This is a genomic window from Paraburkholderia rhynchosiae, assembly GCF_002879865.1.
Taxonomy (GTDB): Bacteria; Pseudomonadota; Gammaproteobacteria; order Burkholderiales; family Burkholderiaceae; genus Paraburkholderia; species Paraburkholderia rhynchosiae.
Genome location: NZ_PNXY01000038.1, coordinates 1 through 16,508 on the forward strand (window position 1 = coordinate 1; position 16,508 = coordinate 16,508).

Annotated in this window: 17 protein-coding genes; 7 read left to right on the forward strand and 10 right to left on the reverse strand. The window is 62.9% G+C overall.

From position 1 onward, the window contains the following. The first annotated feature begins 511 nt into the window (after positions 1–511). The 7 genes from fliL to fliR all read left to right on the forward strand — a co-directional run bounded on the left by fliL (position 512) and on the right by fliR (position 5,082). Positions 512–1,009 carry a flagellar basal body-associated protein FliL gene (fliL, locus tag C0Z16_RS31815; RefSeq protein WP_102636009.1) on the forward strand — a complete coding sequence of 166 codons (498 nt, stop codon included), beginning with the start codon at positions 512–514 and terminating at the stop codon, positions 1,007–1,009. Positions 1,010–1,073: 64 nt separating this feature from the next. Further along, positions 1,074–2,072, forward strand: coding sequence for a flagellar motor switch protein FliM (gene fliM / locus C0Z16_RS31820; protein ID WP_020070762.1), 999 nt, complete (start codon positions 1,074–1,076; stop codon positions 2,070–2,072). Beyond that, on the forward strand, positions 2,065–2,511 hold the full coding sequence (fliN, locus tag C0Z16_RS31825) for a flagellar motor switch protein FliN (RefSeq protein WP_102636010.1): 447 nt from the start codon (positions 2,065–2,067) through the stop codon (positions 2,509–2,511). Before fliM ends, fliN begins: the two co-directional genes overlap by 8 nt. Then, on the forward strand, positions 2,508–3,107 hold the full coding sequence (gene fliO, locus C0Z16_RS31830) for a flagellar biosynthetic protein FliO (protein WP_102636011.1): 600 nt from the start codon (positions 2,508–2,510) through the stop codon (positions 3,105–3,107). Before fliN ends, fliO begins: the two co-directional genes overlap by 4 nt. Then, positions 3,107–3,940 (forward strand): flagellar type III secretion system pore protein FliP, encoded by an 834-nt coding sequence (fliP, locus tag C0Z16_RS31835; RefSeq protein ID WP_102636012.1) that lies wholly within the window; start codon positions 3,107–3,109, stop codon positions 3,938–3,940. Before fliO ends, fliP begins: the two co-directional genes overlap by 1 nt. A gap of 46 nt (positions 3,941–3,986) precedes the next feature. Beyond that, complete coding sequence (gene fliQ / locus C0Z16_RS31840) at positions 3,987–4,256, forward strand: flagellar biosynthesis protein FliQ (RefSeq protein ID WP_013340831.1); 270 nt, start codon at positions 3,987–3,989, stop codon at positions 4,254–4,256. A 43-nt stretch (positions 4,257–4,299) separates the two neighbouring features. Next, positions 4,300–5,082, forward strand: coding sequence for a flagellar biosynthetic protein FliR (gene fliR / locus C0Z16_RS31845; protein ID WP_102636013.1), 783 nt, complete (start codon positions 4,300–4,302; stop codon positions 5,080–5,082). 101 nt (positions 5,083–5,183) lie between these two features. Here fliR and flgL read toward each other — a convergent pair whose 3' ends face one another. The 10 genes from flgL to flgD all read right to left on the reverse strand — a co-directional run bounded on the left by flgL (position 5,184) and on the right by flgD (position 16,508). Beyond that, a complete protein-coding gene (flgL, locus tag C0Z16_RS31850; protein ID WP_102636014.1) occupies positions 5,184–6,407 on the reverse strand; it encodes a flagellar hook-associated protein FlgL in 1,224 nt (407 codons plus the stop codon). Positions 6,408–6,417: 10 nt separating this feature from the next. Further along, positions 6,418–8,391 (reverse strand): flagellar hook-associated protein FlgK, encoded by a 1,974-nt coding sequence (gene flgK / locus C0Z16_RS31855; protein WP_102636015.1) that lies wholly within the window; start codon positions 8,389–8,391, stop codon positions 6,418–6,420. 165 nt (positions 8,392–8,556) lie between these two features. Continuing rightward, positions 8,557–9,330: a flagellar brake protein gene (locus C0Z16_RS31860; RefSeq protein WP_175130704.1), complete on the reverse strand. Its 774-nt coding sequence runs from the start codon at positions 9,328–9,330 to the stop codon at positions 8,557–8,559. 347 nt (positions 9,331–9,677) lie between these two features. Beyond that, a complete protein-coding gene (flgJ, locus tag C0Z16_RS31865; protein WP_102636017.1) occupies positions 9,678–10,682 on the reverse strand; it encodes a flagellar assembly peptidoglycan hydrolase FlgJ in 1,005 nt (334 codons plus the stop codon). Between the two features lie 12 nt (positions 10,683–10,694). Then, positions 10,695–11,876, reverse strand: coding sequence for a flagellar basal body P-ring protein FlgI (locus C0Z16_RS31870; RefSeq protein ID WP_102636018.1), 1,182 nt, complete (start codon positions 11,874–11,876; stop codon positions 10,695–10,697). A 2-nt stretch (positions 11,877–11,878) separates the two neighbouring features. Continuing rightward, positions 11,879–12,577 carry a flagellar basal body L-ring protein FlgH gene (gene flgH / locus C0Z16_RS31875; protein ID WP_102636019.1) on the reverse strand — a complete coding sequence of 233 codons (699 nt, stop codon included), beginning with the start codon at positions 12,575–12,577 and terminating at the stop codon, positions 11,879–11,881. Positions 12,578–12,626: 49 nt separating this feature from the next. Further along, positions 12,627–13,415, reverse strand: coding sequence for a flagellar basal-body rod protein FlgG (gene flgG, locus C0Z16_RS31880; protein WP_102636020.1), 789 nt, complete (start codon positions 13,413–13,415; stop codon positions 12,627–12,629). 30 nt (positions 13,416–13,445) lie between these two features. After that, entirely contained in the window at positions 13,446–14,204 is a 759-nt protein-coding gene (gene flgF, locus C0Z16_RS31885; RefSeq protein ID WP_102636021.1) for a flagellar basal-body rod protein FlgF, read from the reverse strand. A 20-nt stretch (positions 14,205–14,224) separates the two neighbouring features. Next, the gene (locus C0Z16_RS31890) at positions 14,225–15,733 is read right to left on the reverse strand and encodes a flagellar hook protein FlgE (RefSeq protein ID WP_102636022.1); all 1,509 of its coding nucleotides are present in this window, start codon (positions 15,731–15,733) and stop codon (positions 14,225–14,227) included. A gap of 43 nt (positions 15,734–15,776) precedes the next feature. Beyond that, on the reverse strand, positions 15,777–16,508 hold the full coding sequence (flgD, locus tag C0Z16_RS31895) for a flagellar hook assembly protein FlgD (protein WP_102636023.1): 732 nt from the start codon (positions 16,506–16,508) through the stop codon (positions 15,777–15,779).

The following is a 16,508-nucleotide window of genomic DNA, read 5'->3' on the forward strand; positions in this document are numbered from 1 at the left end:
CGGCTCGTCAGACGGGCATCGCCCAGATTTGCCGCGCCGAATTCGATGTCGGCCCAGTCGTCCTGGTCATCCTGATTGTCGGTCGAAGGCAATTACGTGTAGTTCCTGTGGCGGTGCCTCAAGTTAACACCGCCTCAAGCTGTTTACAAGCGCTATCCCCGCGCAGATGTGGGTAATCCTGAGCTCCAAGCCAGGGGACCCCTTATGAGCTGGCGGTGTGAGCCGCTTTCTTTGCTTATCTTTCTTTGCGGCCGCAAAGAAAGTAAGTGCCGCCCCGCAAAGGGCAACCCAATAGACCACCGCGAATTCAAGAAAAGGCCAAGAAGAATAGCCACCACAGAACAAAAAAACCCAGAAGCAAAAGACAGTAAAAGCACCGCCGCACCGCCCTGCAAGGGCACCACCAAAAACCAGAGATAGCCGGCATTAACCCTTCTGTTCGACCCATCGCGCCGAAGGCAAATCAACAACAATCACCATCACCAGCACTAACGGCAAGCAAGCAAACCTCATGGCTACCACTCCTGCAAATCAGCAAGCCGCGCCCGCTTCCCCGGGTCCCTTGAAGCGCATCATCCTGATCGCCCTTATCGCTATCGTCGCCGCCGGCGCTGCCGGCGCAGGGGTGTGGTTCTTCATGTCCAAGCGCGCCCCGGCCGCCGCTACCGCAGCCGCGCCGGCCCCGGCTCCCGCGCCGACATTCTTCCCGCTCGAATCGATGACGGTCAATCTGCAATCGGACGACGGTCAGCAGCACTTCCTGCGCATCGGCCTCACGCTCAAGCTCACCGACCCGAAGACGCCGCAGGAACTCACCGATCACATGCCGGAAATCCGCAGCCGCATCCTGCTCGCGCTGTCGAACCACCATCCGGATGAACTCGCGCCGCTCGAAGGCAAGCACGCGCTCGCCACCGAACTGCGCACGCTCATCGAGCAACCGACCGACAAGGGCGCGGCGCCGATCCATGTCCAGGACGTGTTGTTCACCGAATTCGTCGTGCAGTGACGTCGCCGTGACGCTGTCCAGCACTGCCATCATCAACCGCTACGGTATGCACGAGGAATAAGGAATGGGCCACGAAGAGTTCATGTCCCAGGAGGAGGTCGATGCCCTCCTCAAGGGCGTAACCGGCGAGTCCGACTCTGAAGCCGAGCAAAGCGAGCGTGTAGGCGTACGTCCCTACAACATCGCGACGCAGGAACGCATCGTCCGGGGCCGGATGCCCGGCCTCGAAATCATCAACGACCGCTTCGCGCGCCTGTTGCGCGTCGGCATCTTCAACTTCATGCGGCGCTCGGCGGAAATCTCCGTCGGTCCCGTGAAGGTGCAAAAGTACAGCGAGTTCACACGCAACCTGCCGATTCCGACCAACCTGAACCTGGTCCACGTGAAGCCGTTGCGCGGCACGTCGCTGTTCGTGTTCGACCCGAACCTGGTGTTCTTCGTGGTCGACAACCTGTTCGGCGGCGACGGACGTTTTCATACGCGTGTCGAAGGACGCGACTTCACGCAGACCGAGCAGCGCATCATCATGAAACTGCTCAATCTGACGTTCGAACATTACGCGGCGTCGTGGAAAAGCGTGCGGCCGCTCCAGTTCGAATACATGCGCTCGGAGATGCACACGCAGTTCGCCAACGTGGCGACGCCGAACGAAATCGTCATCGTCACGCAGTTCTCGATCGAGTTCGGCACCACGGGCGGCACGCTGCACATCTGCATGCCGTATTCGATGATCGAGCCGATCCGCGACATCCTGTCGTCGCCGATCCAGGGCGAGGCGCTGGAAGTCGACCGCCGCTGGGTTCGCGTGCTGTCGCAGCAGGTGCAGGCGGCGGAAGTCGAACTAACCGCCGATCTCGCGCAGGTGCCGATCACGTTCGAGCAGATCCTGAATATGCGCAAAGGCGATGTTCTGCCGATCAACATTCCCGAGCACATCACCGCGAAAGTCGACGGCGTGCCGGTGATGGAATGCGGCTACGGAATTTTCAACGGTCAATACGCGTTGCGCGTCCAGAAGATGATCAGCGCAGCCGACACAATGAAGGAAGGTGGATATGAGTGATCTGAACGCAAAGCCCGAGGAAGAGCTGAGCGTCGACGCGGCGAGCGCGGAAGACGAAGCGGCGCTAGCCGACTGGGCGAGCGCGCTCGCCGAGCAGAACGACAACACCAGCGAAATCAGCGCAAGCACGGCCGGCGTGTTCCAGCCGCTGTCGAAAGTCGCGCCGAGTTCCACGCGCAACGACATCGAAATGATCCTGGACATTCCTGTCCAGATGACCGTCGAACTCGGCCGCACCAAGCTCGCGATCCGCAACCTGCTGCAACTCGCGCAAGGCTCGGTGGTGGAACTGGACGGCATGGCCGGCGAGCCGATGGACGTGCTCGTCAACGGCTGCCTGATCGCACAAGGTGAAGTGGTGGTGGTGAACGACAAGTTCGGTATTCGCCTGACCGACATCATCACGCCGTCCGAACGTATCCGGAAGTTGAATCGATGAAAGCCGTAGCCCGCCGCGTCGCGTTCTCTGCGCCGCGTCATGTTTTCCGCCGCGCAGTGCGTGGAGTGCTTGCTGCGGCAGGGTCGTTCTGCACGCTGTGCGTACCGCCCGCCGCACACGCGGCCGACATGAACGCGGTCAACAACGCAGCGAAAATCGCGTCGGGTGTCGGCGCGGGCACGGCGGTTCCGGCGCTCGGCGTCGGCGCGGTGTTGCAAACGATCGTCGGCCTGCTGGTCGTGATCGGTCTGGTGTTCGGATGCGCGTGGCTCGCGCGCCGCTTCGGCTTGCAGCCGGGCAATCGCGGCGGTCTCGTGAAGACAGTCGGCGGCACGTCGCTCGGGGGCAAGGAACGCGTCGCGGTGGTCGAGATTGGCGATACGTGGCTCGTACTCGGCGCGGCGCCCGGCAATGTGCGTCTGCTTCATACGATGCCGGCCGGCTCGGTCGCCATCGAATCCGCCGGCAATGCGCAAGCGGGCACGCCAGGCAGCACTGGTACGGCGCTGCCTGGCAGCTTCGGCCAGCGCTTTCGCGACGCTTTGAAAGGCGAAGTGGGCAAGCGTTTCAACGGGCAAGGCAACGGGGTTCGGTAATGCAGTTCAGTCTTCAATCGGCGCATCGCGCGCAATCCAGCCGCACTTCGCGCGTCGCCTCGAAAGTAGCCCGCACCTTGCGCCGCGTTGCTCCGTTCGCCTCCATTGCATTGCCCGCGCTGATGCTCGCGCTGCCGACGCTGTCGTTCGCGCAAACCGCCGGCTTGCCGGCCTTCAACACGAGCCCGGGCCCGAATGGCGGCACCACTTATTCGTTGAGCGTGCAGACGATGCTGCTGCTCACGATGCTGTCGTTCCTGCCGGCCATGGTCCTGATGATGACGAGCTTCACGCGCATCATCATCGTGTTGTCGCTGCTGCGCCAGGCGCTCGGCACCACGACCACGCCGCCTAACCAGGTACTCGTCGGACTCGCGCTGTTCCTCACGCTGTTCGTGATGTCGCCAGTGCTCGACAAGGCTTACACCGACGGCTACAAACCCTTCTCCGAAGGCTCGATGCCGATGGAGCAGGCAGTCAGCCGCGGCCTCGCGCCGTTCAAGACTTTCATGCTGCGTCAGACGCGCGAAAGTGACCTCGCGCTGTTCGCGCGCATCTCGCATGCCGCGCCGATGCAAGGTCCCGAAGACGTGCCGCTGTCGCTGCTGGTGCCGTCGTTCGTCACGAGCGAACTGAAGACGGGCTTTCAGATCGGCTTCACGATCTTCATTCCGTTCCTCATCATCGACATGGTGGTGGCGAGCGTGCTGATGTCGATGGGCATGATGATGGTGTCGCCCGCAACCATTTCGCTGCCGTTCAAGCTGATGTTGTTCGTGCTCGTCGACGGCTGGCAACTGCTGCTTGGCTCGCTCGCACAGAGCTTTGTTTGACCGCCCTCGGGTCTTTCACGTTATTCAGGTTTCCGGTTGAATCGCCATGAATTCAGAATCCGTCATGACGCTCGCGCACCAGGCCATGTATGTCGGCCTGTTGCTCGCGGCGCCGCTCCTGCTGGTCGCGCTGGTGGTCGGTCTGGTGGTGAGCCTGTTCCAGGCCGCCACGCAGATCAATGAATCCACGCTGTCGTTCATTCCGAAGCTTCTCGCGATTGCCGTGACGATGGTGATCGCCGGTCCGTGGATGCTCACCACCATGCTCGACTATCTGCGCCAGACGCTCACCAATATCCCGACGCTCGTGAACTGAGCGGCCTGGTTTCTTTCCTGCTCAACTCTCGCTCGCCGTCGCGATGTTTTCCGTCACTTACGCGCAACTGAACGCCTGGCTCACCGCGTTCCTGTGGCCGTTCGTGCGGATTCTCGCACTGGTCGCGACTGCGCCTGTGCTGGGTAATCGGGCGCTGCCGTTGCGCGTGAAGATCGGCCTCGCGGCCTTCGTCACGATCATCGTCGCCCCGACGCTCGGCGCGCTGCCGCAAGTCACGGTGTTCTCCGCCGAGGGCGTGTGGATCATCGTCAACCAGTTCCTGATCGGCATCGCGCTCGGCGTGACGATGCAGATCGTGTTTCAGGCGATCAGCGCAGCCGGCGATTTCGTCGGCCTCGGCATGGGCCTCGGCTTTGCAACATTCTTCGATGCGCAAGCCAGCAGTTCAAGTCAGGTGCTGTCGAGTTACATGTACACGATCGCGATGCTGGTGTTCGTCGTGATCGACGGTCATCTTCAGATGATCAGCGCGCTGCTCGCCTCCTTCAACTCGCTACCCGTGTCGGCGAATATTCTTGGCGCGCCTGGCTGGCGCACGCTCGCCAACTTCGGCAGCACGATTTTTTCCGCGGGTCTGCTGTTGTCGTTGCCAGTGGTCGCCGCGCTGCTGATCACCAACCTCGCGCTCGGCATTCTGAACCGCGCGGCACCGCAAATCGGCGTGTTCCAGATCGGCTTTCCGCTCACCATGCTGATCGGCCTGCTGCTTTTGCAACTGATGATCCCGAACATGATTCCGTTCTTCACGCGTCTGTTCCAGATTGCCATCGACCAGATGGGACGCGTCGCGCTGGGGTTCAGATAACGAGGCTTTTTTCTCGACGGCGCAAGTGTATAAAGCAAAAAGGGCGGAACCGGCACACACCGGTATCCGCCCTTCTTCATTAGAACCTAACCCTGGCGCGCTCAGTTCAGGTACTGAAACAACGACATGTTCTGAATCTTCACAAACGCCTGTTGCGCCGCTTGCAAGGCGTTCTGAGTCATCGTGTACTTGCCGACGGTCTTGACCATGTCCGTCTCCGTCAGATCCGACAGATTGCTGGCCGTCTGCAGCGTGTTGGCCTGCGTGACCGTCTGCAACGCCTGGATCTCCTGCTCGCGGCCACCCACTGCCGCCTGCGCGGTCACGACATTGTTCATCGTGTTTTCGAGTTGCGTCATGCTGGTCGTAAGCGCGCTCTGGAAGCTCGCGGTCGAGGCGCCGCCCGAAATCGGCGATTGCAGCGTGCTGATCAACTGGCTCAGGTTCTGGAACACATCCATGCTGCCTTGCGTGGCCGGCGTCACGGAGAAGCTGTCGCCCGCGTTCGGCGCGCCGCTGATCGACACCGACTGGCCGCCGAGCGTAATTGCCGCGCCCGCGGTGAACGCCTGCGGGCCGCTCGTCGTGACGGTGCCCGTCGCCGGATCGGTTTGGCTCAGCGTGTAAGTCGTCGACGACGTGAAGCTGATCGTGTACGTGTCCGCGTTCGTCGGATCGGTCGGATTGTTCAGGCTTACGGTGCTGATGACGCCGGTACCCGTGTTGCCTGCGGTCGCGGCCGGGACAGCGCTCGTGCCAATCGGCGCAACGCTGCCGAAAATCGAAATGCCGTTGTCGCCCGTCTGCACGACGTGCGAGTTCGTGATCTGCACGGCGGGCGTGCCGGTGTCGCCGGAATAGGTGACCACGCCGGCCGAATTCGTGGTGTACGGCTGCGCGGCGCTCTGATAACCGGCGAACAGGTAGTTGCCTCGCGGGTCGGTTGCGTTGGCGAGCGTCATCAACTGGCTGCGCAAGCTTTGCAGTTCGGTCGCGATGGAGCCGCGGTCGCCGTTGTTGAGCGCCCCGTCGCCGGCATGCAGCACCAGCGTATGAATGTTTTGCAACACGTTGTTGACGCTGCCCAGCGTCGTGTCTTCCAGTTGCAGCGACGCGAGCGCCGTGCTCTGGTTGGTCGTGTACTGCGCGAGGCTCGTCGCGGTCGAACTCAGCTGCACCGCCTGCGCTGCGCCGAGCGGATTGTCCGACGGCGTGGAAAGGCTCACGCCGCTCGAAATCTGCGCGTAGAGCTGCGACAACTGAGCTTGCTGATCGCTCATCGTCGTCACGTTCATGTTGAAGTACTGCGTACTGGAGATGCGCATGTTCAACGCCTCACTGGAAGATGCCGAGCAGCGTCTGGAACAGGGTCTGCGCGGTCTGGATCACCTTGCTGTTCGCCTGATAGAGCTGCTGATACTGAAGCAGATTGGCTGCTTCTTCGTTGATGTTGACGCCCGAGACCGACTGCTGCGCGGTGGTGATCTGCGTCACCAGCGAGGCCTGCGCCGTGCTCGAAGTCTGGATCTGATTGGTCTGATTGCCGATCTCGTTGACGTAGTTCGCATAGGCGCCCGTCAGCGTGACCGTGCCGCCGTTCATCGATTTCGACGTGGACAGATTCGACAACGCCAGCGCGTTGCGGCCGTCGTTGGTTGCGCCGGTGTTCGGGCCGATGGTGAACTTGTCGCCGGCAGCGGGCACGCCGCTGATCGTCACCGACACGTTGTTCATCTGGCCGGCGGTCGTGTTGTTGATGGTCAGACTCGCGCCGGTACTCGACGAATACGGCACCACGGTCGTCGCGCTCGTGATCGGGTACGTGGTCGCGGGCGAGCCGGCCACGGTCACGGTCGAGCCGACCGGGAAGCCGGTCAGTCCCGTGCCGTTGTATGACAGCGTGGTGGTCGAGCTGGGCATCGTGTAGCCCGCCGTCACGGTGCCCTGCGAGATCGCGCCCGTGCCGGTGTCGGTGGACGCGGCCGCGCCGAGAACCGGCGCCGCGGCGGCAATCGCCGAGGCATCCGTCGTCGCGGTCGCGAAGCTGTTCAACGCGCCACGGGTCGGTTCGACCGTGAACGAATCGCCGGCGTTCATCGTGCCGGTAGTCGAAAAGTTCAGGCCGTTGATCGGCTGGCCCAGATTGGTCGCCGAACCCACCACGCTGCCCGTCGAATTCTCGGTCAGCGTGTACGTCGTGCCATTGAAGGCGAGCGTGTAGTCACCGGTCGTCGGCTGCGCGGCGTTCGCGAACGATACGCTGAGCGACGCATTGCCGGTGTTCTGCGTGTTCGCATAGACGGTCGGGCCGCCCACCGAAAACAGTGCGCCACCCTGCACGCCGGCAAGCGTAATGCCAAGCGCGTTCTGCGCGTTGACCTGCGAGGCGAAGCTCACGGCGATCGCGCCGAGTTGCGCTTCTGCCGGATCGAGCGTCTGGCTGCGGAATGCGACGAGCCCGCCGAGCGTGCCGCCCTCGATCTTGCTGTCCGGCAAGTCTTGCGGCGCAGCGGCGGGATTCGCGCCGGCCTGGCCGAGATACTGCACCGACAGTTCGCTGGAATCGCCCGTCGAAGGCGCGGTGCCCAGGTTGAAACTGTTGCCGCCCGACACGAGCGGCTGGCCGTTGCTCATGAACACGCTATAGCTGCCGTTGCTGTTGACGACCTGCACGCCGATCAATTGCGACAGATTCGACACGGCGAGATCGCGCTGATCCAGCAACTGGTTAGGCGGCTGGCCTTGCGTGCTCGCGGCGGTGATCTGGCCGTTCAACTGCGAGATCTGCTGCGTGTAGCTGTTGACCTGCGAAACGGTGTTGGTGAGCTGCGTGTTGACGCTCTGGCGCAGCGCGTCGTATTGCTGGCCGGCGGCGTTGATCTGGTTCGCGAGCGTCTGTGCGCCGCTCATCGCCGTCTGGCGTGTGGCGAGGCTCGAAGCGTTGTTCGAGACGTTCTGCAAGCCGGTGAAATAGCTCGTGACCGCGCTCGCAATGCCGGAAGTCGGGCTGCCGATCAGATTGTTCAACTGCGAGATCAGCGAGTTGTACGTGGACAGCGAGCTGCTCGACGACTGTGCGTCGTTGAGCTGCGTCGTCAGATACTGGCTGTACTGACGCGTGACAGTGACGGTCGAAACGCCCTGCGGCAAATAGCCCGAACCGGTGTACTGGCCACCCGTTTCCGCATAGACCGGCGTTTCGATCGTATAGCCGGGTGTCGACGCGTTGCTGATGTTCTGGCCGGTCGTCGTAAGTCCCCACTGGGCTGCGTTCAGTCCACTGAGGCCAAGATTGATGAGATTGGACATGCGTCATCCTGAAGGGCGACACCGCACACATGCCGCCGCGTTACTTGAACTTAGTGTTTAACGGCTCGATCGACGGAAAATTGAGGCCGTCCGCAACGCTTGCCGAAGTTTGTTTGAACGTTTGCGCGGCTTATGCACGGGGCCTTCGCGTCCGATCCGCACAACTCAGCGCACGAGCGAACGGCGCTTCATTTCGAGCTGCGTGATCAGACGCTGCAGCGTGTTTTCCGCGCTGCCCGGCAGCGTCAGAAAACGGAAGCCGAGCTGATAACGCTGCGTGCCGTTGGGCAACGCCAGCGAGCGATGCGACACGAGTTGCAGATCGAGCGACAGGCGGCCGAGTGCGCCGAGCGACAATTCGCAATCCTCCAGACGCGTGCCCATGGGCAGTTCCGCGACACGTTGGTCGGCAGTGCGCATGCCGACGCCGCCGAGCGACAAGTCGTGAACCTCGAAGCGGAACGAATCGCCTTCCGGCAGACGGCCGCTGCACAGGTACGGATCGAGAATCGGTGCGTCGACGCGGAAATATTCGCGGCGTTGCACGTAAAACAGCACTTGCGGAAAGTCGGCTTCGAACGCCGGCAAACCTTCAAAACGCGTCTCGCGCGGCGTGCCGGTGACGAACTCGACGCGCACGCCCTCGGGCGCCGCGTGAAACAGGCAGTCCGTCGCGGCGAGCAGGCCACGGTTCTGATCGGACAACGCGCCCCAATCGAAGGTGAAGGTGCGTCCGCGCACGTCGACGTCGAGCAGGCGCGTCACGAGCTGGCCGCCCCCGTATTGAACGGTGAGGAAATCGCCTCGATTGACGAGATTGCGCAATTGAACGCCGATTTCGAGCGGATTGCGGCGGCCAAAGTCGTGTGCACTGTCGTCTAGCGGAGCGCGCGGCTGCAACTGCGTGTCGGTTTGGCCGTTCGACTGATTGGTTTCCATGGGCTTGCCGGTATGCATGTTCTTGCGGGCACGTGCCAGAGCTCCTGCCGGGGCTTTAAAGCGGTCTTTCATCCAGGCCGCGGCACGTTCAACCGGACATTAACGCTTCCGGTATGGGGTCTAACGGATTAGCGGCAGTATCCAGCCAAAATTTAGGGGCTGCTCATAAATTATTTCGAATAATTCCGCGCAAACGTTAAAGCCCCGGTAACTCGCAGATAACGCCTCATCAATTCGTCCGTCGACAATCCGTCGCGCCGATACTCGCCCATGCGTTGTTGCGGGCGGACTGTCGCTTACTGTCGCCATGGCTGCCATGGCTGCCGGCCGATCGCGTTAACGCCGGCTTAGCCCATCTTTTGCATGATGGACATCAGCTTCTTCGCGTAGTGTGGATCGGTGGCATAACCGGCGCGTTGCATGCCGTTGGCAAAACCCTTCACGTCGTGCGCCGAATTGATGACTTGTGCGTAACGCGGATTGCCCTTGAGCATGCTCGCGTAATCGGTCATGGCTTCCTGATACGAATCGTATGCGCGGAACTTCTCGACCACGCGCTGCGGCTTGCCGTTCACATACTCAGTAGTGAGCGTGGAAACCGTCTTGCCGGTCCACTCCTTCGTCGCCTTGATGCCGAACACGTTGTGGCTGGTGCTGCCGTCGGCTTTCTTGATCTCGCTCTTGCCCCAGCCCGATTCGAGTGCGGCCTGGCCGATGATGAAGCGCGCCGGAATGCCGGTCGCCGCGCTGGCAGCCTGCGCCGGACCCGCGAGCTTGTCGACGAAAGCGTCGACCTTCGGCGAACTGCCGTCGCCCTTTAACGGCGGCGTGAGTGCGCTGTTGGCCGAGTAGCCCTTGCCCATCGCGAGCTGGCCGTTGGCTTGCGCATTGCCGTACGCCTTGGCGAGCGCGTTGAGCGCCGCGCTCTGGCCTTCGTCGCCGCCGCTGCCGCCGCCGAGCGCGCTGGCCATGCCGGCTAAACCACCCGCGCCACCCGCTCCGTTCGCGCCGCTCACCTGCATGCCCTGGTTGCGCATCAACTGCTTGAGCATGGCATCGGCCATGCCGATGCCCTTCTGCGACATCTGCTGCGACAACTGCTGATCCATCATGGACGTGAAGGTCGCGCTGTCGTGCGAATCGAATGGGCCGTCCTGCGGCGTCGCATCGCGCATGCTCTTTAGCATCATCTGCGTGAAGACCGCGTCGAACTGCTGGGCGGCCACCTTCATGCCGGCTTGCGGCGAGGCCTTGGCCTGCGCGCTCAGCTTCGCGAAACCCTGCACGTCGAGCGCGAAGCGCTGGCTAAGATCGTTCGCCGCTGCGGCGGAATTGGTCGTATCCGAATTCATCTGCTGTCTTCCTTAGATGATTTCCAGGTCGGCGCGCAGAGAGCCCGCCGCTTTCATCGCCTGCAGGATCGACATCAGATCCGCGGGCGTTGCACCCAATGCGTTGAGCGCCTTCACCACATCGGCGAGGTTCGCACCAGCGGTCACGAGTTTCAGCGCGCCGTTGTCCTGCTTCATCTGAATCTGCGACTGCTTGGCCACGACCGTCTGGCCGTTCGAGAACGCGCCCGGCTGGCTCACTACCGGCTGCGTGTTGATCACGACGGACAGGTTGCCGTGCGCGACCGCGCAGTTCTGCAGCGTGACCATCTGATTCATCACGATCGAGCCGGTGCGCGCGTTAAGGATCACCTTCGCGGCGGCCTGCGCCGGCTTCACATCGAGGTTCTGCAACTGCGCCATGAAGGCGACTTGCTGCTCCGGATCGCTCGGCGCGCGCAGTTGAACCGTGCGGCCGTCGAGCGCCATGGCCGTGCCGCTGCCGAATGCGTTGTTCACCGCCGCCACCACGCGCTGCGTCGTGTCGTAGTCCATCTCGTTCAGGTCGAGCTGCATCGTGCCCGCTTGCGACACCGAAGTCGGCACCGCGCGTTCGACGATAGCGCCGCCGGAGATCCGGCCCGCCGCGAGCGTATTCACCTGCACCTTGCTGCCGTTGGCGCTCGCGCCGGCGCCGCCGACCGCGAGATTGCCCTGGCCGAGCGCGTACACCTGACCGTCGGCGCCCTTGAGCGGCGTCAGCAGCAGCGTGCCGCCGCGCAGGCTCTTCGCATTGCCGAGCGACGACACAGTCACGTCGATCTGTTCGCCCGGACGTGCGAACGGCGGCAGCACTGCCGTCACCATCACTGCGGCGACGTTCTTCAACTGGACGTTCGACAGCGACGATTGCGAATTGCTCGAACCGGCCGCCTGGTTGTTGATCGAAATGCCGAGGTTCGCCAGCATGTTGGCGAGCGTCTGCGTGGTGAACGGGGTCTGCGTGGTCTGGTCGCCGGTGCCGTCGAGACCAACGACGAGGCCGTAACCGATTAGCGGATTGTCACGCACGCCCTGGATCTGCACGAGATCCTTCAAACGCTCCGCGAGAGCAGGCGTCGCCGCCGGCAGCGCCGCGCATGCAAGCGCGACGAAGGCGAGCGCCCGACCAATGCGGCCAGCTCGCGCGAGCAAGCGGAATGAGACAGTACCCATGATCACCACGGCGACACGTTAAGGAAGAAGCGTTGCAGGAAGCCCATGTTCTCAGCTTCGTCGACATAGCCCTTCGCGGAGTATTCGATTTTGGCGTCGGCCACCTGAGTGGAGTACACCGCGTTCAGGTTCGAAATCGTGTTCGGATTCACGACGCCCGAGAAGCGCACGAATTCGTTGCCCTGGTTGATCAGCATCTGCTTTTCGCCGCTGACCATCAGGTTGCCGTTCGGCAGCACGCCGGTCACCGTCACGGTGATGGTGCCGTTGAATGTGTTCGACGCGTTCGCGCCGCCCGTCGCGGTGAACTTGTTGGCGCCGCTCGCGCTCAGGTTCGCCTTGCCGAACAGGCCGCCCAGAAACCCGGCGGTCGGCACGTCGAAGCTGGTCGTGCCGTTGCGGTTCACGCCCGCGCCCGAGGACTTGGTCGCGTTGACGTTTTCCTGGATCACGATCGTCAGAATGTCGCCGACATTGCGCGGCCGCTGGTCCTCGAACAACGGCCGGCCCGCGTAACCCGGGTTGTAGATCGAGCCCGCCGCCTGCGCTTGCGGCGGCATCGGCGGCATCGCCGTCATCGGCTGCTGCGTGATCGGCGCCTTCGGCACGAGGCCGCAGCCGCCGAGCGCAGCGAGCAGCGTGAGCTGTGCGAGCGCCGCGGCAGTGCGCGGATGAACCGGATTACGAGTGAAGTGCGACATCTTGATTACCGCCTGATTTACAGCCTGTTAATTCCCAGCGACGTCAGCCTTAAACCTGCATCTGGCTGAGCGTCTGCAGCATCTGGTCGGACGTCGTCACGGCCTTGCTGTTGATTTCGTAAGCGCGTTGCGTCTGGATCATGTTCACCAGTTCCTGCACCACATTCACGTTCGATGCTTCGACGTAGCCCTGATTCAGCGTGCCGGCGCCGTTCAGGCCCGGCTGCGCGACGTTCGGCGCGCCCGACGACGCGGTTTCCGCAAACAGGTTTTCGCCCTTCGCATCGAGACCGGCCGGATTGATGAAGGTCGCGATCTGCATCGAGCCGAGCTGCTGGCTGTTGGTCGAGCCGGCGACGGTGATCGACACCACGCCGTCGCTGCCGATGGTGAGCGATGTCGCGTTGTTCGGCACCGTGATGGCCGGGATCACCTGATAGCCGCTCGACGTGACGAGCTGGCCTTGCGCGTTGGTCTGGAACGAGCCGTCGCGCGTGTAGGCGGTCGTGCCGTCGGGCATCTGCACCTGGAAAAAGCCCTGGCCGTTGATGGCGACGTCTTTCGAGTTGCCGGTTTGCTGCAGGTTGCCCTGCGTGTACAGACGCTCGGTGGCGACCTGCTGCACACCCGTGCCGAGCTGGATGCCCGACGGCAACTCGGTTTGCTGGGTCGAGTTCGCGCCCGGCTGGCGGACGGTCTGATACAGCAGATCCTCGAACACGGCGCGCGAGCCCTTGAAGCCGTTCGTGCTGACGTTCGCGAGGTTATTCGAGATCACGTCCATCTGCGCCTGCTGCGCATTCATGCCGGTAGCGGCGATGTAGAGTGAGCGATTCATAGTCCTTCTCCTGGGCGCGTGAGCGGCCCGTTAGCTAAAGCTGAGCAACTGGTTAGCCGACTGGTCGTTCTTGTCGGCGCTTTCCAGCAGCTTGGTCTGCATCTGGAACTGGCGCGCGTTGGTGATCATGGAGACCATCGCGCTGACTGGATTGACGTTGCTTCCTTCGAGCGATGCAGGCGCCACCGTGACGGTCGGATCCGCGTCGGCGGGATCGCCGCCGGCGGTGCGAAAGAGGCCGTCGTCGCCTCGCGTCAAAGTTTGCGGATCGGGGTTGACCAGCTTGAGCTGATCGACCGTCACCACGGCCGTCGGCGGATCGCCCGGCGTGAGAGCCGACACCGTGCCGTCCTTGCCGATGGTGATCTGCGCACCCGGCGGCACCGAGACCGGTCCGCCGTTGCCGAGCACCACCTGATTCGTCGCGTTCACCAACTGGCCGTTCTGATCGATGTGCAGATTGCCCGCACGCGTATAAGCCTCGCCGCCGTCCGCGGTTTGCACCGACAGCCAGCCCGGCCCTTCAATGGCGACGTCGAGCGGATTGCCCGTCTGCTGGATCGGGCCGGGCGTGTAGTCCGCACCCGGCGTGGACGACAGCACGAAGGTGCGCGTGGTGTCGTCGTTGATCGAACTGCCGTCGCCGAACGACAGCGGCACGGCGCGGAAAGTCGCCAGTTGCGCGCGAAAACCGGTGGTCGACGCGTTCGCCAGATTGTTCGCAACGATAGCCTGCTGTTCGAGCGCTTGCGTGCTGCCCGACATCGCGGTGTAGATCAGCCGATCCATGATGGGTCCGTCCTGCTCGCTTACAGGTTGATGAGCGTCTGGTCGACGGTCTGCTGCGTTTTGATCGTCTGCGCGTTCGCCTGATAGTTGCGTTGCGCGGTGATCAGGTCCACGAGCTGACTCGTCAGATCGACATTCGAGTTCTCGACCGCGCCGCCTTGCAGCACGCCGTGATTGGTCGAGCCGGGCGCGGAAATTTGCGCGGCGCCCGAAGCCGAGGTCTGCTGGAATTCGTTGTTGCCCAGGTTCACGAGACCGTTCTGGTTCGCGAAATTGGCGAGCGCGATCTGGCCGAGCGCCGCGGTCTGCTGGTTCGAATAGTTACCGGTCAGCGTGCCGTCCGCGCCGATCGTGAAACTGGTCAGCGTGCCCGCCGCATAACCGTCCGGCTGCAGCGAGTTGACGCCGTTCTTGCCGCCGTACTGCGTAGTACCGCCAATGTTCAGCGTCAGGTTCTGCGGCGTCGCGGAACCGTCGGTGGTCGGCACCGAGAAGTTGAAGACGTACGGCGTGCTGGTCGGGGCGCCGGTAGCGTCGGTCGTGCCGAGCAGCGTGCCCGACGAATTGAAGTTCGCGTGACCGATCAGCGACGCAGTGCCCGTCGACACGCCGCCGTACACGTCCCACGTGCCGGCCGCCGTCTTGGCGAAGTACATGTTGACCGTTTGCGAGCCGCCAAGCGAGTCGTACACCGTCGTGCTGGTCGAGTAGTTATATGTCGAGGAGCTGTTCTGGTTGAACGCCACCGCGGTCGGTGCAACGCTGTAGCTGTCGCCGGTCGCGGGTACGCCGTTGAACGTAATGGTCTGGCCGTTGCCGAGCGAGATCGCCGAGCCGGCCGTGTACGTGCCGGTCGTCGAGGTACCCAGCGTCGCGTCGGTCACCGTATAGCCGGTCGCGCTCGTGAACGTGACCGTGTAGTTATCGTTGTTCGTGCCCGACGCGCTGTTGGTGATCGTCGCGCCCGTCGTGGTCAGGGTGCCGGCGTTCGTCGCACCTGCCGTGACGGTCGGCGTGCCGAGCATCAGCGGGTCCTGCGCGTTGAGGTTCAGGCCCGCGGCAATGTTGGTGGTCGCCTTCGGCGCGATATTCGCGGTCGGCACGCTGAGCGGCACCGTCTGCGCGGTGTTGATGATGCCGGAGCTGTTCGCACCATAGCCCATCAGTTGCAGACCTTCAGCATTCGTGATGTAGCCGTTCTTGTCGAGCTGGAACACGCCGTTGCGCGAATACACGAGCGAGCCGTTGTTCGACAGCTGGAAGAAGCCGTTGCCGTTGATCGCGACGTCGAGCGCCTGGTTCGTGCTGGTGATCGTGCCTTGCGAGAATTGCTGCTGCACTTGCGCGAGCTTCGTGCCGATACCGACCTGGTTACCCACCGCCGTCGCCACCGAATTCGCGTACATGTCGGCGAATTGCGCCGCGCCGCTCTTGAAGCCAACCGTATTCGCGTTGGCAATGTTATTGCCGATCACGTCGAGATCGCTCGAGGATGCGGACAAACCACTCAAACCTTGTTGGTAACCCATGACGGTCTCCGTGTCTGGAAAGTCGTAACTGACTGAATCTTTATCAGAGGATGGCGGCGACGCTCGTCAGCGCGACGGTCGAGCCGTTCGACAGCACGAGGCCCGGCGTACCGTTGTTCTGCATGACGACGCTTTGCACGGTCGCGCCCGCAAGCGTGGTGGCCGTGGCCTGCTGGCCGTTGATCGTGCCGACCGCACTGACTGTGTAGGTGCCGTCGGGGAGCGTGTTGCCGGCCGAGTCGGTCGGCGTCCAGCCCACCGGGATCGTGCCGGCCGACTGCTTGCCGAGATCGATCGTGTTGACGATCTGGCCCGCGGAGTTCTTCACGACGACCTGCAGGTCGCTCACCGGGTTGGCGAGCTGCACGCCGAAAGCGCCGGCCTTGCCGCTCGCGACCGACACCGAATTTCCCGGCGCGAGCACGGTCGAGCCGATCAGCAGCGCGGCTTGCGACTGCTGGCCCGCAGACATCTGCGTCGCCAGCGAGCTGAGCGTCGTGTTCAACTGGCTGATGCCGGACACGGTGTTGATCTGGGCGAGCTGCGAGGTCATCTGCGAGCTGTCCATCGGATTGGTCGGATCCTGGTTCTTCAACTGCGCCACGAGCAGGCTGAGGAAGGTGTTCTGCAGATCGGTCGCCGACGTGCCGGACGTGCTGCTCGTCGAGCTCGTGGAACTGCTCGAACTCGATGTGCTGTTCGTGCCGTTCATCGTATCGAGCAGCGTTTGCGATACGGTCGTGCCGCTGCCGCCGATGGTGGTGCTAGTGGTCAA

Coding starts and splice junctions, on each gene's coding strand:
- fliL (WP_102636009.1), top strand. CDS start 512: ATGGCTACCACTCCTGCAAATCAGCAAGCCGCGCCCGCTTCCCCGGGT.
- fliM (WP_020070762.1), top strand. CDS start 1,074: ATGGGCCACGAAGAGTTCATGTCCCAGGAGGAGGTCGATGCCCTCCTC.
- fliN (WP_102636010.1), top strand. CDS start 2,065: ATGAGTGATCTGAACGCAAAGCCCGAGGAAGAGCTGAGCGTCGACGCG.
- fliO (WP_102636011.1), top strand. CDS start 2,508: ATGAAAGCCGTAGCCCGCCGCGTCGCGTTCTCTGCGCCGCGTCATGTT.
- fliP (WP_102636012.1), top strand. CDS start 3,107: ATGCAGTTCAGTCTTCAATCGGCGCATCGCGCGCAATCCAGCCGCACT.
- fliQ (WP_013340831.1), top strand. CDS start 3,987: ATGAATTCAGAATCCGTCATGACGCTCGCGCACCAGGCCATGTATGTC.
- fliR (WP_102636013.1), top strand. CDS start 4,300: ATGTTTTCCGTCACTTACGCGCAACTGAACGCCTGGCTCACCGCGTTC.
- flgL (WP_102636014.1), bottom strand. CDS start 6,407: ATGCGCATCTCCAGTACGCAGTACTTCAACATGAACGTGACGACGATG.
- flgK (WP_102636015.1), bottom strand. CDS start 8,391: ATGTCCAATCTCATCAATCTTGGCCTCAGTGGACTGAACGCAGCCCAG.
- C0Z16_RS31860 (WP_175130704.1), bottom strand. CDS start 9,330: ATGGAAACCAATCAGTCGAACGGCCAAACCGACACGCAGTTGCAGCCG.
- flgJ (WP_102636017.1), bottom strand. CDS start 10,682: ATGAATTCGGATACGACCAATTCCGCCGCAGCGGCGAACGATCTTAGC.
- C0Z16_RS31870 (WP_102636018.1), bottom strand. CDS start 11,876: ATGGGTACTGTCTCATTCCGCTTGCTCGCGCGAGCTGGCCGCATTGGT.
- flgH (WP_102636019.1), bottom strand. CDS start 12,577: ATGTCGCACTTCACTCGTAATCCGGTTCATCCGCGCACTGCCGCGGCG.
- flgG (WP_102636020.1), bottom strand. CDS start 13,415: ATGAATCGCTCACTCTACATCGCCGCTACCGGCATGAATGCGCAGCAG.
- flgF (WP_102636021.1), bottom strand. CDS start 14,204: ATGGATCGGCTGATCTACACCGCGATGTCGGGCAGCACGCAAGCGCTC.
- C0Z16_RS31890 (WP_102636022.1), bottom strand. CDS start 15,733: ATGGGTTACCAACAAGGTTTGAGTGGTTTGTCCGCATCCTCGAGCGAT.